This window comes from Streptomyces massasporeus (assembly GCF_014648995.1).
Classification (GTDB): Bacteria; Actinomycetota; Actinomycetes; order Streptomycetales; family Streptomycetaceae; genus Streptomyces; species Streptomyces massasporeus.
Genome location: NZ_BMSE01000001.1, coordinates 197,713 through 217,627, shown reverse-complemented (window position 1 = coordinate 217,627; position 19,915 = coordinate 197,713). Strand labels below are relative to the sequence as shown.

20 protein-coding genes are annotated in these 19,915 nt (G+C 72.0%); 13 read left to right on the top strand and 7 right to left on the bottom strand.

Features of this window, described 5'->3' with window-relative positions:
- The first annotated feature begins 67 nt into the window (after nt 1-67).
- The 5 genes from IE153_RS01010 (at nt 68) to IE153_RS00990 (ending at nt 5,513) form a co-directional block, all read left to right on the top strand.
- Nucleotides 68-535: a winged helix-turn-helix transcriptional regulator gene (locus tag IE153_RS01010; protein WP_189587639.1), complete on the top strand. Its 468-nt coding sequence runs from the start codon at nt 68-70 to the stop codon at nt 533-535.
- A gap of 275 nt (nt 536-810) precedes the next feature.
- On the top strand, nt 811-1,944 hold the full coding sequence (locus IE153_RS01005; RefSeq protein WP_189587638.1) for a LacI family DNA-binding transcriptional regulator: 1,134 nt from the start codon (nt 811-813) through the stop codon (nt 1,942-1,944).
- 296 nt (nt 1,945-2,240) lie between these two features.
- Nucleotides 2,241-2,402 (top strand): hypothetical protein, encoded by a 162-nt coding sequence (locus tag IE153_RS01000; RefSeq protein ID WP_189587637.1) that lies wholly within the window; start codon nt 2,241-2,243, stop codon nt 2,400-2,402.
- Between the two features lie 29 nt (nt 2,403-2,431).
- On the top strand, nt 2,432-4,237 hold the full coding sequence (locus IE153_RS00995; protein WP_189587636.1) for an RICIN domain-containing protein: 1,806 nt from the start codon (nt 2,432-2,434) through the stop codon (nt 4,235-4,237).
- 97 nt (nt 4,238-4,334) lie between these two features.
- Nucleotides 4,335-5,513, top strand: coding sequence for a serine hydrolase domain-containing protein (locus tag IE153_RS00990; protein ID WP_189587635.1), 1,179 nt, complete (start codon nt 4,335-4,337; stop codon nt 5,511-5,513).
- Nucleotides 5,514-5,522: 9 nt separating this feature from the next.
- On the opposite strand, the gene IE153_RS00985 is transcribed toward IE153_RS00990, so the two are convergent.
- A complete protein-coding gene (locus IE153_RS00985; RefSeq protein ID WP_189587634.1) occupies nt 5,523-6,218 on the bottom strand; it encodes a GAF and ANTAR domain-containing protein in 696 nt (231 codons plus the stop codon).
- Between the two features lie 208 nt (nt 6,219-6,426).
- Between IE153_RS00985 and IE153_RS00980 the strand changes: the two genes are divergently transcribed.
- A complete protein-coding gene (locus IE153_RS00980) occupies nt 6,427-7,296 on the top strand; it encodes an endonuclease/exonuclease/phosphatase family protein (protein ID WP_189587633.1) in 870 nt (289 codons plus the stop codon).
- 227 nt (nt 7,297-7,523) lie between these two features.
- A complete protein-coding gene (locus IE153_RS00975; RefSeq protein WP_189587632.1) occupies nt 7,524-9,242 on the top strand; it encodes a SpoIIE family protein phosphatase in 1,719 nt (572 codons plus the stop codon).
- 94 nt (nt 9,243-9,336) lie between these two features.
- Here IE153_RS00975 and IE153_RS00970 read toward each other — a convergent pair whose 3' ends face one another.
- Nucleotides 9,337-9,813, bottom strand: coding sequence for an SRPBCC family protein (locus IE153_RS00970; protein ID WP_189587631.1), 477 nt, complete (start codon nt 9,811-9,813; stop codon nt 9,337-9,339).
- A 179-nt stretch (nt 9,814-9,992) separates the two neighbouring features.
- Here IE153_RS00970 and IE153_RS00965 point away from each other — a divergent pair, with 179 nt between their 5' ends.
- The 4 genes from IE153_RS00965 to IE153_RS00950 all read left to right on the top strand — a co-directional run bounded on the left by IE153_RS00965 (nt 9,993) and on the right by IE153_RS00950 (nt 12,962).
- Nucleotides 9,993-10,523 (top strand): GNAT family N-acetyltransferase, encoded by a 531-nt coding sequence (locus IE153_RS00965; protein ID WP_189587630.1) that lies wholly within the window; start codon nt 9,993-9,995, stop codon nt 10,521-10,523.
- A 1-nt stretch (nt 10,524) separates the two neighbouring features.
- Nucleotides 10,525-11,067, top strand: coding sequence for a hypothetical protein (locus IE153_RS00960; protein WP_189587629.1), 543 nt, complete (start codon nt 10,525-10,527; stop codon nt 11,065-11,067).
- Nucleotides 11,057-11,617 (top strand): P-loop NTPase family protein, encoded by a 561-nt coding sequence (locus tag IE153_RS00955; protein WP_229828601.1) that lies wholly within the window; start codon nt 11,057-11,059, stop codon nt 11,615-11,617. The genes IE153_RS00960 and IE153_RS00955 overlap by 11 nt, the downstream gene beginning before the upstream one ends.
- Nucleotides 11,618-11,771: 154 nt before the next feature.
- The gene (locus tag IE153_RS00950; RefSeq protein ID WP_189587628.1) at nt 11,772-12,962 is read left to right on the top strand and encodes a Rieske 2Fe-2S domain-containing protein; all 1,191 of its coding nucleotides are present in this window, start codon (nt 11,772-11,774) and stop codon (nt 12,960-12,962) included.
- 24 nt (nt 12,963-12,986) lie between these two features.
- On the opposite strand, the gene IE153_RS00945 is transcribed toward IE153_RS00950, so the two are convergent.
- Nucleotides 12,987-13,823, bottom strand: coding sequence for an alpha/beta fold hydrolase (locus IE153_RS00945; protein ID WP_308432111.1), 837 nt, complete (start codon nt 13,821-13,823; stop codon nt 12,987-12,989).
- Nucleotides 13,824-13,890: 67 nt separating this feature from the next.
- Here IE153_RS00945 and IE153_RS00940 point away from each other — a divergent pair, with 67 nt between their 5' ends.
- On the top strand, nt 13,891-14,370 hold the full coding sequence (locus tag IE153_RS00940) for a MarR family transcriptional regulator (protein ID WP_189587627.1): 480 nt from the start codon (nt 13,891-13,893) through the stop codon (nt 14,368-14,370).
- 250 nt (nt 14,371-14,620) lie between these two features.
- On the opposite strand, the gene IE153_RS00935 is transcribed toward IE153_RS00940, so the two are convergent.
- The 3 genes from IE153_RS00935 to proP all read right to left on the bottom strand — a co-directional run bounded on the left by IE153_RS00935 (nt 14,621) and on the right by proP (nt 16,958).
- Entirely contained in the window at nt 14,621-14,929 is a 309-nt protein-coding gene (locus tag IE153_RS00935) for a hypothetical protein (protein WP_189587626.1), read from the bottom strand.
- Nucleotides 14,930-14,935: 6 nt separating this feature from the next.
- Nucleotides 14,936-15,349, bottom strand: a complete 414-nt coding sequence (locus IE153_RS00930; protein ID WP_189587625.1) for an SRPBCC family protein — start codon at nt 15,347-15,349, stop codon at nt 14,936-14,938.
- Nucleotides 15,350-15,461: 112 nt separating this feature from the next.
- Complete coding sequence (gene proP / locus IE153_RS00925) at nt 15,462-16,958, bottom strand: glycine betaine/L-proline transporter ProP (protein ID WP_189587624.1); 1,497 nt, start codon at nt 16,956-16,958, stop codon at nt 15,462-15,464.
- A gap of 233 nt (nt 16,959-17,191) precedes the next feature.
- Here proP and IE153_RS00920 point away from each other — a divergent pair, with 233 nt between their 5' ends.
- Nucleotides 17,192-18,706, top strand: a complete 1,515-nt coding sequence (locus IE153_RS00920) for an MFS transporter (protein WP_189587623.1) — start codon at nt 17,192-17,194, stop codon at nt 18,704-18,706.
- A 399-nt stretch (nt 18,707-19,105) separates the two neighbouring features.
- On the opposite strand, the gene IE153_RS00915 is transcribed toward IE153_RS00920, so the two are convergent.
- A complete protein-coding gene (locus IE153_RS00915; protein WP_229828599.1) occupies nt 19,106-19,840 on the bottom strand; it encodes a hypothetical protein in 735 nt (244 codons plus the stop codon).
- Between the last annotated feature and the right edge of the window lie 75 nt (nt 19,841-19,915).

Below are 19,915 nucleotides of genomic sequence, written 5' to 3'. Positions count from 1 at the left end.
TACAAGTGAAGCTAGCCAAGGGCTCGGCTGGCTGTCAATGACGAAGTCAGGACCCTACGATGGTGGGATGGAGTGGCTTGAGGCGAGCACGGAGAACTGCCCCGTCCAGCGCACGCTCGACGTGGTCGGCGAGAAGTGGACGTTGCTGATCCTGCGCGACGCCGTCAACGGAGTCCGCCGGTTCGACGACTTCCGCCGCCACATCGGCCTTTCCGAGGCCGTCCTCAGCGACCGCCTGCGCAAACTGGTCGCGGCGGGCATCCTGAAGACCGTCCCCTACCGTGAGCCGGGCAGTCGCTCCCGCAACGAGTACCGGCTGACACGCAAAGGCTGGGACCTGTGGCCCGTCCTCATGGCGCTGAGCCAGTGGGGTCAACTGCACGCCCTCGGCCCCGAGGGCCCGCTGCTGGATCTCCGCCACGCGGACTGTGACGCCCCGGTCCGCGTCGTCGTCGAGTGCTGCGCCGACCATGCCGCCCTCGCCCCCGGCGACGTCACCGTCCGGCTGGGATCAGGTGCCCACGCTCGCTCCTGAGTCTGGAGAACGGGGCCGACAGGTCGAATGCGCCGAGGCATCGACCGGCGTCCGTCTCGACCAGAACCATGTCGAGGTCCCATCACGGCGTTTCCCCCGTCGGTGAGCGGCTTTGCGAGGCACCCGGGAGGCTGCTCTGTCACGGGTTCGGCCGACGCCCGCGCATGGTGACGAATCTGGTCCGGACGCTTGACGACGACAGTATGACTGCGTAGACATGTCAGCGCAGTCATACGGCCGTCGGCCGACACTGGTCACGACCACCCGGAGTCGCCATGAGGCAAGGCACAAGGCGGGGCAGCGGCCCCGGCGCACCACGCAGTGCGGATGTGGCCCGGCTGGCTGGTGTCTCGCAGAAAACCGTGTCCCGGGTCTACAACGACGAGCCGTACGTCTCCGCCGAAGTGCGCCGACGCGTCCTGGAAGCCGCCGAGGAACTCGGCTACCGGCTGAACAACGCGGCCCGGGCCCTGGCCTCCGGACGTACGCGGTCCATCGGCGTGGTGACACTGGGCACCGCCCTGTACGGACCCGCCTCACTGATCATGGGGGTCGAACGGGCCGTACGGGACACCGGATACGCCCTCCGCGTGGTCAACACCCTGGAAGACGACCCGACGGGCGTCGCCGGAGCCGTCGACTCGCTCCTGGAGCAGGGCGTCGACGGCATCATCATCTCCGAGCCGATCGACGACGGACACGGCGACGACCTCTCCGCAGGCGTAGACGTACCGGTCCTCGTCCTCGGGGCGCCGCCCCTGTCCAGGCCCAGGACGCTGGCCGCGGGTGTCGGCGCCGATCTGATGGCGCGTACGGCGACCGAGCATCTGCTGGAACTGGGGCACGACACCGTCCATCACCTCGCCGGCCCCCAGCGGTGGTACGCCGCCCGGGACCGGCTGGAGGGCTGGCGCTCCACCCTCGCCGCGCACGGCAGGACGGTACCCCGTGTCGTCGAGGGCGACTGGTCGGCGTCGAGCGGCTACACGGCGGGCCGGGAACTGGCCTCCGACGACGGCATGACCGCGGTGTTCGCCGCCAACGACGACATGGCGATCGGTCTCGTCCGGGCGCTGGCGGAAGCCGGCAGGCGTGTCCCTGAGGACGTCAGCGTCATGGGTTTCGACGACATTCCTGTCGCCGCCCATGTGACTCCCCCTCTGACCACGATGCGCCAGCCCTTCGACACCGTGGCGCGCGAAGGACTCAAACGCCTCGTGCACTCCATCAAGAACCCGGACGCGCCCGCGCTGCCGGCCGGTGAACCACCGGTCGACCTCGTGGTCCGCGCTTCGACCGCGCCCCCGCCCACCCGGAAGACCCCGGGCCGCGGCAGGACGCCGGTCCTCTCCCCGAGCGCGGGCCGACCCGTTCCCAGCCCCGGCGGAGGTGTACTCACGGAGAACTGACCCACACCGACCGGTAGCACGAACAGCTCTGCTCCGGCCGGGCAGGGAACGGTGAGGCGAGCCACCGTACCGATCCTGTTCCCGACTTCCCTCGCCCGGCCCGCCCACGCTCCCCGCGGACAGTCCGTCACGCCAACGACGCGCCTGCGCCCTTCCTCCAGGCGGCAGCGACGGGACGCCACCGCTGCGACAGCACTCTCCTCCACCCGTGATCTTCCCGTCCCGGGAGTCCTCACCCTTTCCCCGCACGCCCGTGTTCGGCGTGCCATTTCCTCAGCCATCGGCGGGAGTTCGTCATGCACAACCGGAGCTGGGAGTCCACGCGGGTCCAGTCCCCGGTGGACCCGTCCGACGTCCTGAACGGCGGCCTCGTACCGGCCGGTGCGGAGCTGGACCTGGGCCCGTGGGACGTCCGCGTCCTCGTCGCCGAGGACGGCGGCACGACCCCGGACGCCTGACCAGGCGTCACACCCTTGAAGGAGGAGCTATGAACAGAAGAAACCTGGGAAGGGCGCTGGGCACCTTCGGCGCGGCGGCCGCGCTGCTGGCCGTCCCCGCGTCCGGCGCGCAGGCGTACAACCCGACGGGCGGGATCCTCTACCAGCTCGGCGGTGACGCGTGCCTGAAGGGGCGGGGCAACTGCGCGATCTACCCGAAGACGGCCCAACTGCCCGGCGGGCGCCTGGTGGCGTCGTTCGAGAAGTCCACCGTCGTACCGAAGTCGGGCAGCGCCGACGGGCAGACCCTGCCCGTCTACAAGAGTGACGACGACGGGACGAGCTGGCAGCCGCTGTCCGAGGTCAAGGCTCCGGCGTACCTCTCGAAGGACCCGAAGTACGCCACGTACACGAGCAACTGGACCAACCCGTACCTCTACGTGCTTCCGCAGAGCGTCGGCGCGCTCAAGGCCGGCACGCTGCTCCTGGCGAGCGTCGTCTCCGGTGACGACGCCTACTACGAGGAACACAAGGCGGCCGACCCGGACTGGACCCCGTCCAACGACGGCGACCGCAGCGACATGGCGATGGCCCTGTACTCCAGCACCGACCAGGGCCGCAGCTGGAAGGTCCTCAACGTCGTCGCCACGGCGGGCTGGCAGGGCGGCAGCGCGGGCGCGGTCGGGCAGAACATCGCCGCCGCCAACAGGCACCGGCAGGTGGATCCGCTCTGGGAGCCGTACCTGATGGTCCACAAGGGCAAGCTGGTCTGCTTCTACTCCGACGAGAACGACTACATCGGCTTCGACCCGGTCACCGGCGTCCCGAAGAAGGACCCCGCAAACGACACGGCCACCGACTCGCACGGCCAGATCCTCGTGCACCGGACCTGGGACGGCACAAGCGCCGCCTGGAGCGACCCCGTCGTCGACGTGTCCGGATCCGTCCAGGACTTGGGCGGCGGCAAGACCGAGATCGGCGGGGGCCGGCCGGGCATGACCAACGTCGTCGCCACGACGGACGGCAAGTGGATGCTCACCTTCGAATACTGGGGCGGCGGGGCCAACACCCGCTACGTCATCGCCGACGATCCGCTGACGTTCTTCCGGGGCAGCCAGACCGGCATGTCCGTCGGCTCGCTGCCGGTCGTCGCCGGTTCCCGTCCGCTCGTGGGCGGCGGCAGTCCGGTCCTGATCCGGCTTCCCGACGGGCGTCTGGTCTACAACGCGGCGGGCAGCGGCAGCGTCTGGGTCAACGAGAGCGGGCGCAGCGACGGGGTGTGGACGGAGTACCAGACGACCTCGCGGGCCGGCTACAGCCGCAACCTCCAGTACGTCGGGGGCACCGGCCGCGTCGCGATCCTCAACAACCAGGGCGCCTCCGCGATCGCCTACGCCGAGGTCGACCTCGGGGACTCGGACGGTGCCTACTACCGGCTCGTCAACCGAAAGACCGGCCAGGTGATCGGCACCGGCAACAACACCAACGACGCCAACCTCGGCAACGGCGACACCCCCGACGTGGTCCTGGAGGACGCCGGGGCCGCGGCGGAGCGGGACACCCAGTACTGGCACGTGGTGACCGCGCCGAACGGCGGTACGACCCTGCTGAACAAGTCGGGCGGCAGGGCAGCGGCCATCTGGACGGGCAGCGCGACGGCCGGCCGGCGGATCGGCCAGTGGGTGGACGACAGTGCGACGGGAACCTGGAAAGTCGTCAAGGCCTCTGACGGCTACTTCCGGCTCCAGGCGCTCAAGAACACCGCCCTCTATCTGACCGGCGCCTCCGACGGGGCACCGCTGACCCTCCAGGACACGGCCGCCGACGGCTCACAGGACTGGAAGCTCGTGCGCTAGTCCCTTCGTGTCCGGATCCCGGTGTCAGGGGGCAGTCGGGGATCCCTCCGGGGCGACCCCGATGCCCGGTCACCCACGCGCTGACAGTGTGCGGGGTATGACCTCGACTTGCATGTCACGAAGGGCCTTTGCGGGGGCCGCCCTGTCCGGTGCGGCCGCGCTGGCCGCCACTGCCGTGCTGCCCGCGCGTCGCGCCGCCGCATCTCCCGCCCCTCCCACGCCTCTCCCGCCACTGGACGGCACCGCACTGCGGGCGGCGATCCACGACCTCGAGCATCCGCCGTCGACCGCGGCCCAATTGCGAGTCGGCGGCGCGGCCGGCCACTGGCGTGACACCTCGGGCGTGGCCGACGTCAGGACGCAACGGCCGGTGACGGTGCACGACAAGGTCCGCATCGGCAGCATCACCAAGGTCTTCGTCGCCACAGTGGTGCTGCAACTGGTGGCTGACGGCCGGGTCGCGCTGGACGCGCCGGTGCGGCGCGTCCTGCCGGGGCTGCTGCCGGCCCGCTTCGCGCCTGTCACCGTCGCGCACCTGCTGAATCACACCAGCGGGCTGCCGGACCACGTCGGCATCCCCGAACCGGTCACCGCTCAGGATGTCCTACGCCACCGCTTCGATCACTGGACGCCGCAGGAGTGGGTGGCGACAGCGACGCACGGACCGCTGAAATTCGCCCCGGGGGCTCGGCAGGAGTACCGCGGCATCAACTACGTACTGGCCGCACTGATCATCGACAAGGTGACCGGCCGTCCGTACGGAGAGGCCGTCGCGGCCCGCATCCTGCGCCCGCTGGGCCTGGCCCACACCGTCGTACCCGGCAACGATCCGCGCATCCACGGCCGACACGTGCACGGCTACCTGTCGATGGCGGACGGTGGCCTGGAGGACATCACCGCGTACGACCAGTCGTCCGCCCGGGGCGAGGGCGACATGATCTCCACCACGGGCGACCTCGACCGGCTGCTCGCCGCCCTGTTCTCCGGCGAACTGCTGCCGCCGGAGCTGCTCCGGCTCATGTTCACGCTGCCGCCGGACGACGTGCGCATGCTGGACGGCTCCCCGGCCCGCTACAGCACCGGGCTTCAGCAGGCCACCGTCAACGGCGTGACCCTCTGGGGCAAGACCGGTGAGACGTACGGCTACAAGAACGCTGCGTTCTCCACTCGTGATCAGCGACGGCGCTTCGTGCTCGCCTACCACCCGACGACCGTACGCAACGGTGCCGAGAGCCAGATGATCGCCCGGGTCGCCGACCTGCTCACCCGCACCTGAGCAGGGCGCTCACGCCGGATCGTCGGTGCGCTTGTCCCTGACCCGCTGGGCGACGTCCCGCAGTTTGATGTTGTGATGCTGGGAGATGTTCCGCAGCACGCTGAAGGCCTCCTCGTCGCTCAGCCCATGGCGTTCCCTGAGGATGCCCATGGCCTCGCCGATGGCGTGCCGGGTCTCCAGGGCGTGTTCGAGCTGGTCGATGGTGCGGGCGTCCGCGAGGGCGACCGCGGCGTGCGAGGCGAGCAGCCAGCCGGCGGTCGCGATGTCCTCGGTGAAGGTGCCGGGGCGGCGGGAGTACAGGTTGAGCGCGCCGAAGTCCTCCTCATGGGTGTAGAGCAGGACCCCGGTCATGCTGCCGATGCCCAGTTCGCGCGCGGCCTCGGCGTAGCGGGGCCAGTCCGGCTGCGGCTTGGTCATGTCCACGATCCGGAACACCCGCTCCTCGTCGGTGCGGCGGGCGAGGTCGAAGCACGGGCCCTCGCCCAGCTCGCCCTGCCGGCGGTCGGATTCCTCGACCATGTCGCCGTACGAGGCCAGCGTGACGGCGCGGCCCTTGCGCACCGCGAGGATCCCGGCAGCGTCACAGCCGTCCACCAGCTTCACGGCCGACGCCGCGATCTCGTCCAGCGTCTGCTGCACCGAGTCCTGCTTCAGCAGGCTCCGCGCGAGCAGGGCCATCTCCTCGGCGAACTTCTGCCAGTCCATGCCTCACCGCCTGCGTCGATCATCAGTCCGACCACCCTACGCACAGCCTGGTCCCTCACCATCCAAGACGCCAGGAGCGGGGAGCGTGGCACGGGCCTCGGCGGTTCCCGGCTGCAAGGGGGCCGGGGCGTCGCGATCACGAGATCGCACAGGGCGTGTGTCGCCGACGGCCTCGTCCCATAACCTCGTTCATGAAGGCCCAGAGGCCATGTGGGTCCACCGTGAGGAGGCGAGGGTGCTCGGTAGGAGCACGGGGGTGCGGTTGTTCGCGGGCGCCGTGCTGGCGCTCTGCATGGCGCTGGTCGGCCCGAGCGCACCGACCGGTGCCCTCTTCGCCGGGGCCCAGTCCGCGGAAGCCCTCAGGGACGTCGTACCGAACCGGGTCATGACGTGGAACATCTGCAACCCCTGCGAGGTGAGCGACGTCGACCGGGCCGCGGAGATCGCCGCGGCCGCGCCCCAGGTCATCGGCATGCAGGAAGCGTGCGTGCGTGACGTCGAGAGGATCCGGGAGTACCTGCGGAACCTCCACGGGCTGGTCTACCACGTCGAGTACGGGTCGGTACTGCGGAAATGGGGCCGCTGCGGGGGAACCCCGTGGAGTCCGGGGGCCTTCGGCCAGGCGATCCTCTCCGCGGCACCGATGACGGACCCCGTGACCGTGGAGTATCCCGACGGCGGCTCCGAAGACCGCGGGTACATGGCCGTCACCACCACCGTGGGCGACCGCTCCGTCCGGGTCTTCAACACGCATCTCGCCCAACGGCGTCAGGAGACGGTCCGGGCGGACCAGACGCGCGTCCTCGCCGCGGAGGTCGCCCGGCACGACCGGGCGATCCTGCTCGGCGACTTCAACGCCGTGCCGGACTCTCCCGAACTGACGGGGATCTGGGCACTGGCCACGGACGCGGACCCGCAGTGCCACCCGTCGCCCACCGGCACCTGTCAGCCGACCACCGACTGGCAGAGCAAGTTCGACTACGTGTTCCTGCGCGGCTTCGTCCCCCTCAGGCACCGCGTGCATCCGACGCCGTACTCGGACCACCACCCGCTGCACACCGACGTCGAACCGACCTGAGCCGCACTGATCGCGACGAACGCGCCGGCACGCTCCGCCGCGCCTCCGACCGCTCCGCCCCCTCCCGCCCGGTTCCCGGCACCCCAGGTCAGCGGCCCGCACGGCCCGCCGGGAGGACGCGCGCTGTCGGGCGACGTGGATTTTACTGTCGTATGGGCATACGGGGAGGCAGGCAAACAGGGCATGCCGGCGGCAGGGACGCCGGCCCGATCAGCAGGGAGTCCGCGATGACGGGGCTGGAGCACACGGAGACCGTTCACGGGCCGTCCGTGCCGACAGCGTCCGTCGTGCCGGCCGGGACCCTGGAGGCCATCGGCGCCGGGGCCTACGTCGTGGACGAGCAGGGCTGCATCATCGCCGCGAACACCCGCGCCGAGCAGCTCCTCGGCCGGTCCGCCGACGAGCTGACGGGGCATGACGCACATGACCTGCTGCACCGCGACGCGCAGGGGCAGCCCCTGCCGCGGACCCAGTGCGCCATGCGGCAGGCCTTCCACGCCGGGCGCACCGCCCAGGCCGACGAGGACTACTTCGCCCGCGCCGACGGCACCCTCCTGCGCATCTCCTGGCTGATCACGCCGTACGACGTGGGCGGCCGCCACGCCTGCACGCTCGTCGTCTTCCACACCCCCGAGCAGGACCGGGCCCCCGACCCGCTGCCGGAGCCGGCGGCCCAGCCGCTCTCGGAGCTGCACCGGCTGGCCCTGCTCGCGGAGACCACCGCGCAGCTGACCTCCACGCTCGACGTCGACGAGGCGCTGCGCAGGCTGGTCGCGCTGGTCCTGCCCCGCCTCGCGGACTGGGCGGTCGTCGACCTGATCACCGAGCGCGACGAGGTGTGGCGTACCGTCGTGGTCCACGCCGACGGCGTCACGCTCACGCACCGCGAGGACTTGCAGGGGCCGATGCCGCCGATCCCCGAGGAATCCCCGATGCCGCTCTCCAGAGCCCTGCGCGGCGTCGCCTCCAATCTGGCCGGCCCGCAGACCTACCAGGGGGCACCGGACTCCGGCATCGCGGTCGAGCAGCGCCGCCTCTTCGACGCCACGGGCATGCACTCCGCGGCCATCGCGCCCATCCGCAGCACCCGCGCGGTCCTGGGAGCGCTGACCCTGGGCCGCGACGAGAACCCGGCACCCTTCACACCCGTGGACCTCCCCCTGATCGAGGACATCGCACGCCGTGCCGGCCTCGCCCTCGACAACGCCCGCCTCTACCAGCGCCAGCGCAAGGTCGCCGAGACCATGCAGAACCATCTGCTGCCGCAGATGCCGGGTGTCGCGGGCCTTCAGATGACCGTCCGCTACCTGCCCGCACCGGACGCCTCACAGGTCGGCGGCGACTGGTACGACGCCTTCCCCCTGTCCGACGCGTCCACCGCCCTGGCCATCGGAGACGTCGTCGGCCACGACCTGGAGGCGGCGGCCGGCATGGCGCAGGTCCGCAACATGCTCCGCGCCTACGCCTGGTCCCAGCACGAACCGCCCAGCCGGATCGTCGAACGGCTCGACGAGGCGATCCAGCACATCACCGACGTCACCATGGCCACGACGATCTTCGCCCGGATCGAACCGGCCGACGACGGCCACTGGCAACTCTCCTGGACCAACGCCGGCCACCCCCCGCCGCTGCTGATCAGCCGGGACGGTCTGGCCGAGTACCTCACCGACGGCCACGGCATCCTCCTGGGCACCCAGACCGGCACCCGGCGCCCGGACGCCACCGCGCAGCTCCCGCCCGGCTCCACCCTGGTGCTGTACACCGACGGTCTCATCGAAGCGCCCCGCCGCACCCTCGACGAGGGACTGAAACAACTGAGCCAGCACGCCGCCGCCCTCGCCCACCGGCCCCTGGCCTCGTTCACCGACCAGCTCCTGCGCCGCGTCCGCCCCGCCGGGAACGACGACGACGTCGCCGTCCTGGCTCTGCGCATCCCCGGGAGCTGACCGGCGCCGAGCCCCGGGGGAGAGCTGGAGAGCCCTGCCTGGAACGCCCCGCCCCCGCCCTCGTCCGCCTGACCGCGCTCTGCTGCACCCGTTCTCAGCCGCTGCGGGCGCCCTGCGGTGCGCTGCCGGCGCTGTCGCGGTGCTCGCGTACGGCGATCCGGGCCAGCTTCGTCAGCATCATGCCGTTGCGGATCGAGACGAAGTAGTCGACCGGGAGCCCGTGCATCCGGATGCCGGGGCCCCGCAGGGGATGCCAGTCGAGGACGAGGAGGGTGTGTTCGCCCCAGGGGATCAGGTTCATGGCGATGCGGGCCGCGCCGAAGGGGTCCGCCTTGGCTTCCAGCTCCAGACGGCGCCGGGGCTCACAGATGCGTACGACACAGACGTCGTCGAGCGTCAACGGGCCCAGGCCGACGCGGACTTGGAGACGGGCTCCGACCTCCGGCCAGTGCGGGTCGGCGGCGGTGACCTGCTGTGTGCCGGAGACCCATTCCCCGTAGCGACGGCCGTCGGACAGCAGGTCCCAGACCTCGGACGGCGAGCTCAGGATCAACCGGCGATTCTGGGACACACCGACCACGCTCCCTGTCTCCGTCGAAACGGCGCCCGCGTCGGTGGTGCCGGGCGCGGAACATCTCCTCGACCCTAGGCGGACCTCACGACTCCGGCACCCGCAGGGCGACGCGCGCCGACGCGATCCGCAGTGATATTCGCTGGTCGTGGGCCCTGGGCGGCGCTCATACTGACGCGGTGGATCCAGTGACACTTGAGACCGGGCGTCTCGTGCTGAGGGCGTTCGACACGGGCGACGTGGACGCGGTGTACGACGCCTGCCAGGACCAGGACATCCAGTTCTACACACCGGTCCCCGTGCCCTTCGGGCGGCAGGACGCCGAGAAGAAGGTCTGCGAGGAGTGGGCCGAGGGCTGGGCCACCGACAAGGACTACATCCTCGGAGCGTTCCGCAAGGACACCTCGGCCCTCGTCGGCTCGTACTGCCTCACCAAGGTGAGCCAGGGCGTCTACGAACTGGGCTACTGGGCGGTCAAGGAGCAGCGCGGCCGGGGCTACTCGGTCGAGGCCGCGCGGGCACTGTGCGACTGGGGGTGGGCCACGCTCGACGTCCACCGCATCGAGTGGTGGGCCATGACCGGGAACACCGGCTCGCGCGCCGTCGCCGAGCGGCTGGGCTTCACCGTCGAAGGGACGCTGCGCAACCGCGGCATCGCCAACGACGGCCGTCCCCACGACTGGTGGGTCGGCGGACTGGTGAGGCCCTGACGTGGAGCGCGCCGAGAGACGCGGCATCGCGGGGCGCGGTGTGCGGGTGGGCCTGCTCCTGGCGTGCGCTCCGGTCCTCCCGTGGGCCGCGCTCGCCCTGGGGGTGGCCCTGGTGGAGTTCCTCCGCCCCGGCGGGGACACCCGGCTCGCCGCCCGGGACCTGCGCTACGGCGGGCTCCTCACCGGAGGAAGCCTGCTCGCCGGCGTGCTCATGGGTTTGGTCCTCGCGGGTGGACTGGCCCTCGCGTCCCGCGTCGTCACCCGCCCGTGGGGATTCACGCTCGTGAGCGCACTGCTCGGTGCGCTCGTCTTCCCCGCCGTGTTCGCGGTCGTCGCGATCGGCACGGACGGGGCCCTCGCCCAGCTCGCCACGACCTTCCTCGCATGGCCGGTCATGACGGCGGTGGCGGCCGCGCACGGCCCGGATGTCGCGGGCCGCACCCGCAGACGCCCGTGGCTGTGGCCGTCAGGCCCGGCGCAAGGGCGCAGACCGGAACGGGTGAGGGCCGACGCGGCTCCCGAACGCCCGCACCGTGTCTCGTAGTCCGGGCTCCTCCGCGACGGTGGGGACGGAGCAGACCCGGCTGGTCGTGGTGCGGGGCAACAGCGGCACCGGGAAGTCGTCCGTCGCGGCCGGGATCCGGGAGAGGTTCGGGCGGGGGCTGGCGCTCGTCGGGCAGGACAATCTGCGCCGGATCGTGCTGCGGGAGAGGGACCGGCCCGGCGCGGCGAACATCGGCCTGATCGATCTGACGGCCCGCTACGCCCTCGACGCCGGGTACCACGTCGTGGTCGAAGGGATCCTGTACGCGGACCACTACGGCGAGATGCTCACCCGGCTGCGGGCCGACCATCGCGGGCCGACCCACGCGTACTACCTGCACGTGCCGTTCGAGCAGACCCTCCTGCGCCATGCCACCAAGCCGATCGCGCACGAGGTCGGCGAGGCGCAGCTGCGCGACTGGTACCGCGAACTCGACCTGCTGCCCGGCGGCGTCGAGACCGTGATCGGCGCCGACAGCACCCTGCCCCGGACCGTGGAGCGCATCATGCTCGACACCGGCCTGGCCGATCTCCCCGCGCTCGACCTCTAGGCACCCCGTTCCAGTCACCCGTTCGTACGCGCCGGGCAGGGCGTGAGCGGCGCGTCGCGGTCAGCATGGACGGTGCCGGGGCGCCCGCATCGGCAGCCCGGTGCTGCCCGACGCGACGCGCGGCTGTCGCTGCCCGTACGCGTGAGGGAGAGGTATGACCGAGACCGACGAGGCCGGGACCTTCCCTGCCGGGGCCGCAGAGCCCGCGGCGCACCGTGACCCGAGTACCGGCACGGTCGACCTCCGGCGCGTCGGGGCGAACCCGGACTTCTGGTACCCGGTCGCCCTGTCGAAGAACGTGCGCAGCAAGCGGGCGTTCGCGGCGGTCTTCGCCGGTGAGCGCATCGCGCTCTACCGCGGGGAGAGCGGCACCGTGTACGCGCTGGAGGACCGGTGCGCCCACCGTCAGGTGCCGCTGAGCATGGGCGTCGTGGAGGGCGAGGCCCTGCGCTGCTGCTACCACGCGTGGGCCTACCGGGGCGACGGCCGCATCTCGCAGATCCCGTACCTCTCCAAGGGCGACGGCCGGCCGCCGCGCGGCGTGCGTGGCTACCCCGTCCGCGAGGCGTACGGCCTGGTGTTCGTGTTCCCGGGCGACCCGGACAAGGCGGCCGCCGCCCCGCTGCCCGACCTGCCGGCGTTCGGCTCGCCGCGGTACAGGACGATGACGTACTCCCGGACCGTGCGCTGCCACTACTCGTTCATGCACGAGAACCTGCTCGACATGAACCACCAGTTCCTCCACCGGGGCGTGGTCGGCAGACTCCACCCCGAACTGCTCGACTTCCGGACCGACGAGCGGTCGGTGGAGGCCAGGTACCTGTTCAGTCATGCCGGGGGCAAGCGGAATCGCGGGGCCAGCCTGCTGGCCTCCGAGGGCATCGGCGGCAGCGACTCCCGGGACGTCATGACGATCCGCACCTCGTATCCGTACCAGACCCTCGACCTGGTCCCGGAGAACGCCGAGCGGCCGGCCTTTTGCCTCTGGGTCGCCTACGTGCCCGAGGACGCCGCGCAGCGCCGCTGCCACACCTTCGGCCTGCTCATGATCGAGAAGCCCCGGATTCCCGGCGCTCTGCACCTGGCCTGGCCGCTCATCAGGCGCTTCACCGAGCGGGTGTTCGCCGAGGACCGGATGGCCGTCGAGGCCGAGCAGCGGGCCTGGGACGAGCAGGGCGAGGACCGCAACCGCGAGGTGTTCTCCCTGATCCTGGACGTCCGCGAGGTCCTGCGGGCCAACGGCGTCCCCATCCGACCCCGGGGCGCGTGCGGCGCCTCCTCGGTGTGCAACGGGCAGGACCGCGGGCCGTCGCCGATGGCAGGTGCCGACGGTACCGCCGGCTAGGGGTGCGGACGCGGGCCGGCGGGGTCAGGCCAGGAACTCCGCCAGCAGCCGGTTGAGTTCGGCGGGTCGCTCGGTGGGCAGGGAGTGGTGGGTGGCACCGGGCAGCATGACGACGCTCGCCCCGGGCAGGAGCCGCCGTGCGGCGGCCGCCGCACGCCGCGGGTTGTGAGCCCTGCTGTGTTCGGCCAGGACGACCAGGGCCGGGACGGCACACGTCGCGAGATCCCGCTCCGCGGGGCGGCGCAGCGCCACGACCTTCGAACGGTGCGCGGAGGCGGTGCTCCCCAGGAACGCCTGCCACACCGGATCCTCGGGGTCGCGGCCGGTCTCCCAACGGTGGACGGCGCGTACGCGCTCGGCGGTGGGCTTGAGCAGCATCGGCAGGGCCTGCGCGAGGTAGCGCGGGCTCATGCCGGTGAAGCAGCCGACCGGGTCGAGCAGGGCGAGCCTGCCGAGCCGATGAGGCGCGTGCAGTGCGTAGGTGAGGGCGATCCAGGCCCCGTAGGAGTGGCCGCACAGATGCGCGCCGTCCAGCTTCAGCTCGTCGAAGAGGGAGTCGAGCCAGGCCATCAGGTCGGCGGCGCCGCGTAGCGGTGCTCCGTCGTGCACGCTGCGGCCGATGTCGCCCATGAGGTCGACGGCATGGATCCGGTGAGCGGGGGCCAGGGCGCCGGCGTTGGCGAACCAGGCGGTCGAGGTCGTTCCGCCGCCGGGCAGCAGAACGAGGGGAGCGCCGTCCTCACGTCCGGCGACGTGGACCCGGGTGCTGCCGTAGGGGGGTGGGGACGTCGACGCCCTCCACCTCCACGGGCCACCGTCGCAGGACGGCGTCGTACGCCGCGAAGAACGCTGCCGTGTCATCCATGTCCCCACCCGTATGACTCGTTCACCGATACTCTCGACAGGCGAGATATTAGGGGAGTGAAGCATGGACGACCAGGATCCCGGTCTGCGACTGGTTCATCTGCTGCGGGTCGTGACGATGGAACTGGACCTGTTCGCGGCCGAGTTCGCCGGACGCAACGGGCTCCACCCCACGGATGTACGGGCGTTGATCCACCTGCTCGACGCAGGCCGGGAGGGTGTGCGGGCCACGCCCGGGTGGCTGGGTGCGCAGTTGGGGGTGAACTCGGCGTCGACCACGGCCCTGGTCGACCGGCTGGAGCGGCTCGGTCGTGTACGCCGGGAGCGGGACACCCGGGACCGCCGACGCGTGCTGCTCGTCGTGCAGGACGAGGCCGTCCGGCTGGGCTGGTCCTTCTTCGGGCCGCTGATCCACGAGATGGTCGACTCGATGCGGTCGTTCGACGAGGCGGAACTGGCGGTCGTGCGGCGGTTTCTGCTGGCCATGCGGGATGTCGCCGCGGCGGGGCGGCAGGCCCAGCGGGACGACTCCGGGAAACGCTGAGCTTCCCTCACCGGCGGCGGATGCGTACCTGGAGCCACGCGGGAGGCGCGGACGACGCCCCGCTCGTCCCTGACGGCGCGCCCCGGCCCGGCGCCGCGCGCGGGTGACGGTCTCCGCGCGGCCCACCCGGACGACCCGGCCCCCGGCCCGCTGTGCGGATGCGCCGCGGCCGGCCGTGTCCCGGCCGGTGTCGGACGGCCCCGGGACCCCGGGTGAACGACGGCTTTCCTGCCCACCGGTTCCGGCGCCTTCACGGCCTTGGATCGATGCGCCGCCACCGCGGGCGGGCGTCCGGCCCGCGGCGTCCCGCCACCGAGCAGCAGCGCGGGCACGGGCGCCGCACCCGGTCCGCGGCGCCGCCGGACTCCGGGGAGGTGTCCGGCCGGCCGACGTGCGGGGAGCGGACCAGCCGGGAGCGGCTGGGGGACAGGCCGCAGACCGTCTCGTTGCGGCCCGGCTCCCAGGCGTGCACCTCACCGGAGGGCAGCCGGCGCCGGCCCTCCTCCTCGTCGGTCCCCTGCCCGGACGCCGCGACGGCGTACTGCCTCACGCGCGCCACGGCGGGTCAGCCGGCCGGATGGTCGACGTGCAGCCGCACCTGCTCCTCCAGCCGCCGCAGGCTGGTGTCCAGGGCATCGGCGACGGCGCGCTCGCCCGGGTCGTGGCCGGCGTCGAAGAACGACAGGTGCACGGTCACCTCACTGGCGCCGCCGTCGAGACCGGCGACCTGGAGCCAGCCCGCGTAGCCGCCCTGGTCACGGGTGCCCCACTCGAGCCGCATCTGCTCCCGCCGGGCGCGCAGCACGGCGGAGGTGTCCTCGTCGGTGCGGTCCTCGTGCACGGTGACGGCGGGCAGCTCCTCGGCCTCCACGTGCAGGGCCTCCGGCAGCCAGCTGTCCAGCCGTCCGACGTTCGCGGCCTGGTCGAAGACGTGCTCGGGCTGCGCGGGCATCGTGCGGGAACGTTCGTACTCGGTCATCGCCTTACCGGCCTCGCCTCGACAGTCGTAGTGCGCACCGCGTTCCCGGCCTGACCGGACCCAACCGCGGAATGCCCCGCCCGCGACGGCGGACGGGGCATTCCACGGGGTCTCAGAACTTGGGCTGGGGGGACTGCGCCTGGACGAGTTCCTCCGCCTCCGCCTCCGTCTCCACGGACGGCGGGGAGCCGGCCAGCGGCTTGTTGGCGGTCTCCCGCATGCACAGCACCGCGATGACACCGATCACCGCGGCGCCCGTGGCGTAGTACGCCGGCATGAGGGTCGAGTCGAAGGCGCTGATCAGAGCGGTGATCACCAGAGGTGTCGTGCCGCCGAAGATCGAGGTGGCGAGGTTGTAGGCCACCGAGAGCGACCCGTAGCGCACCTGGGTGGGGAATATCGCCGGGAGCGCCGCCGACATCGTGCCGAGCATCGGCAGCAGGGAGAGCCCCATCAGCAGCAGGCCCAGGGTGATGAGGACGACGTTGCCCTGCCGGATCAGCAGGAACGACGGCAGGGACAGGACAAGGAAGCCGAGCATCCCCGCCATCAGCAGCGGCTTGCGCCCGAAGCGGTCCGAGAGCCGCCCGACCTGGTTGATGAGGCACATCTGCAGCACCATCACCACGACCAGGATCAGCAGGCCGTGGTTGGTGGCATAGCCCAGCTCGTCGGACAGGTACGTCGGCATGTACGACAGCAGCATGTAGTCGGTGATGTTGTACGCCGCGACCAGCGCGAGGCACAGCAGCAGCGGCCGCCAGTACTGGGTGAAGATCTTCCCGAGGTCGGCGGCGGCCGAGGTCTCCACGGCGTCGGCGGCCTCGCTCGCCTTCGCCTGGCCGCCCTCCAGCTTCTGGAAGGCGGGCGTCTCGTCCAGCTTGAGCCGCAGGTAGAGGCCGATGAGGCCGAGCGGGGCCGCGACCAGGAAGGGCACGCGCCAGCCCCACGACAGCATTTGGTCGTCGCTCAGAAGGGTCTGCAGGACGACGACGAGGCCGGAGGCGCCGACGTAGCCGGCGAGCGTGCCGAGTTCCAGGAAGCTGCCGAAGAAGCCGCGCCGCTTGTCGGGCGCGTACTCCGCGATGAACGTCGAGGCACCCCCGTACTCCCCGCCCGTCGAGAAGCCCTGCACCAGCCGGAAGAAGATCAGCAGGGCCGGGGCCCACAGACCGATCACGGCGTGCGAGGGGACCAGACCGATGGCGAAGGTCCCCACCGCCATCATGATCATGGTGAGGGAGAGGATGCGCTTGCGGCCGACCTTGTCCCCGAGCGGCCCGAAGACCATGCCGCCGAGCGGACGCACCAGGAAGGCCACCGCGAACGTCGCGAAGGAGCCGAGCAACTGGGCGGTGTCGCTGCCCGAGGGGAAGAAGACCTTCCCGATCGTCGCCGCCAGATAGCTGTAGATGCCGAAGTCGTACCACTCCATCGCGTTGCCGAGGGCGGCGGCCTTGGTGGCGCGCTTGACCGCCGCTTCGTCGGTCACGGTGATGTCGCTGCGGCGCAGCTTCGGATGACGTCGTTTCTCGATCGCCCGGAACAGCACGCGGTGTCGTCTCACAGCCGCGGGATCCACCGACTCGTCGTTGTCGGGCGCCGCCATCACGTGGTTCCTTTCGCCGGTCTTCGTTCCAAGCACAACGCCTGCACGAATCTCGCGCGCTCAAACGACCCTCTTCGCGCGGCGTCCGGTTGATCACGGAACGTGATGATCGGGCGCTCAGGCCGGGTCGCGGGTCACTGCGCCGTCCGGGAGGATCTCCGGGGCGGGTGTGTGCCCCCGGCCCGGTGGGGGAACTTGTTCCGCCGGGTGCGTGCCCGGTGAGAGGAGCCCAAGTGACAGCGTCGGCGGCCGGCGGCCGGGACCAGGGCGGGCAGCCCGACGGCTACGCGCCGGACCCGAACCGGTGGCGGGCCCTGTGGGTCACGCTGGTCGCCGGCTTCATGAGCCTGCTGGACGTGTCGATCGTGGCCGTCGCCCTGCCCACGATCCAGCAGCAGCTGCACGCCTCGGCGGCCGAGGTGCAGTGGGTGGTGTCCGGCTACGCCCTCTCCTTCGGCCTCGCCCTCGTCACCGCCGGCCGCCTCGGCGACGCCCTGGACCGGCGCCGCATCTTCCTGATCGCCCTCAGCGGCTTCGTCCTCTTCAGCGCGGCCTGCGGAGCGGCCCCGAACATCACCCTGCTGGTGGTGGCCCGGCTCGCCCAGGGCCTGGCGGCCGGATTCATGGCCCCGCAGAACTCCGCGCTCATCCAGCAGATGTTCCGCGGCGGCGAACGCGGCCGGGCCTTCGGGTTCTTCGGCGCCACCGTCGGCATCTCCTCCGCGGTGGGCCCCCTCACCGGCGGCCTGATCCTCGCCCTGGCCGACGGCGCCCAGGGCTGGCGCTGGATCTTCTACGTCAACGTCCCCATCGGCATCCTCGCGGTCCTCCTCGGTCGCCGCCTGCTGCCCCGCACCCGGCGCTCCGGCCGGGAACACGTGGACCTGCCCGGTGTCCTGCTCCTCGGCCTCGGCGTGCTCGCGCTCATGTACCCGCTGGTCCAGGCGGAGGCCGGTGGACTCACCGGGCTGTGGTGGATGTTCCTGGCCGGTGCCGCGCTGCTCTTCGTCTTCACCCGCTGGCAGCGCCGGCTGCTGCACCGCGGTACCCAGCCGCTGCTCGATCCGCGCCTGTTCACCACCGTGCGCGGCTACGCCGTCGGCGCCGGCGTCGGCACGCTCTACTTCATCGGCTTCAGCGGCGTCTGGCTGGTTTTCGCCCTCTTCTACCAGCACGGCCTGGGCTTCTCCCCGCTGCAGTCGGGCCTTGCCGTGACCCCCTTCGCCCTCGGCTCGGCCGTCGCGGCGGCCGTCTCCGGGCGGCTCGTGGACCGGCTCGGCCGCCTGCTCACCGTGGGCGGGCTCACGGGCGTGATCCTCGGGCTGGGCGGCACCGCGCTGCTGCTGCGCTTCGCGCCCCTCGACGTCGCGCCCTGGATCGCCGCCCCGGTCCTGTTCCTCGGCGGTGTCGGCGGAGGGTGCGTGATCTCCCCCAACATCACCATGACGCTGCGCGACGTGCCCGTGCACATGGCGGGAGCGGCGGGCGGCGCCCTGCAGACGGGGCAACGGCTCGGCGCCGCGGTGGGCACCGCCGCCCTGCCCGGCCTCTACTACCTGGTGCTCGGCAGCAGGAGCGACGACTACCGCGGCGCCCTCTTCCTCGCGATGGCCGCCGGGCTCCTCGGCATGGCCGCGTCCCTGGCCCTCGCGGCGTACGACTGGCGGCGCGACCGGCGCACGCGGGAGCCGCACCGGGAGTGCCCGGACGACGTCGCCCACAGTCCGGTCCACGCCCGGCACACCTGAGCGGCAACGCGACCGGCGGTCGGGGAGTCTGCGGGGCGGGTCCTCCCGGCCCCCGCTGCGCGCGTGCGGCGGCGCGACCGCGGACGTGCGTCGCATGCCGCACGCCGCGTGCCCGGACGGCGAAGAGGCGTGGGCCGCGTCTTCCGTGCCCGGACGACATCGCCCAGAGCCCCGTGCGCGCCCGGCACACCTGAGCGGCAACGCGGCCGGCGGTCGGGGAGTCTGCGGGGCGGGTCCTCCCGGCCCCCGCTGCGCGCGTGCGGCGGCGCGGCCGCGGACGTGCGTCGCATGCCGCACGCCGCGTGCCCGGACGGCGAAGAGGCGCGGGCCGCGTCTTCCGTGCCGGGACGACGTCGCCCACAGTTGCGTGCACGCCCGGCAGACCGGAGCGGCACGCGGTCACGAGGCCTGTGGCTCCGGCTGCTGCGGGGCGGGTGCGTCGTCGTCCAGCTCGCCGCGCAGCGCGCCGAGGGCGAAAGCCGTCATGGACGCCAGGATCAGCAGCGCGAGCGGTCCCCAGATCACCGGAACGGCCCAGAGCGGCCAGTCGTTGGCCGCCTGCGCCCAGAGCGTCAGAATCGCCGTCGCGCCCAGGCCGACGCCGTGCCACCGCACCATCTTCGCCGCCTTCACGCGACGCTCGTCGCCCCGCGCGAAGAGCGGCCACACCCCGCCGACGAGGGCCGCCAGGCCGAACGAGACGCAGGCCAGCGCGCCGCCCAGACGGTCCTCGGGCCATCCCACCGGCCCGTCGGACGTCTGCTGCCGACGCCCCTCGGCGTCCCGCACCTCGACGACCTGCCCGTGCCAGATCACGCCGACCACCTTCTCGCCTGGCGCCATCTCGGACATCACCGGCTCGGTCCGCCGGAACGTCACCTCCCACGGCTTGTCCGACGGCAACACCAGCTCCGCCTCCGGGGCCTCGCCCCGCTTCCCGCGGTTCATGGCGGCGCTCCGTACGGTGAACTCCTGCTCCCACACGCACCCCGACGCCTCGACGGGAACCGCCGCGCAGGCCGGCGCGTCGCGGTACTCCCGCTCCCGGTCCAGCGCCCCACCGATCTCGCGGGCCGACGCCACTCCGACGCCGAGCGTCACGACGGCGAGCAGTATCCACACCACGGACCGCATGACCCCGTCCCCCGACGACCCCACGGCGCCTCATCCCCCTCCGTGACATCCGGACCCCGGAGCATTGGAACACGC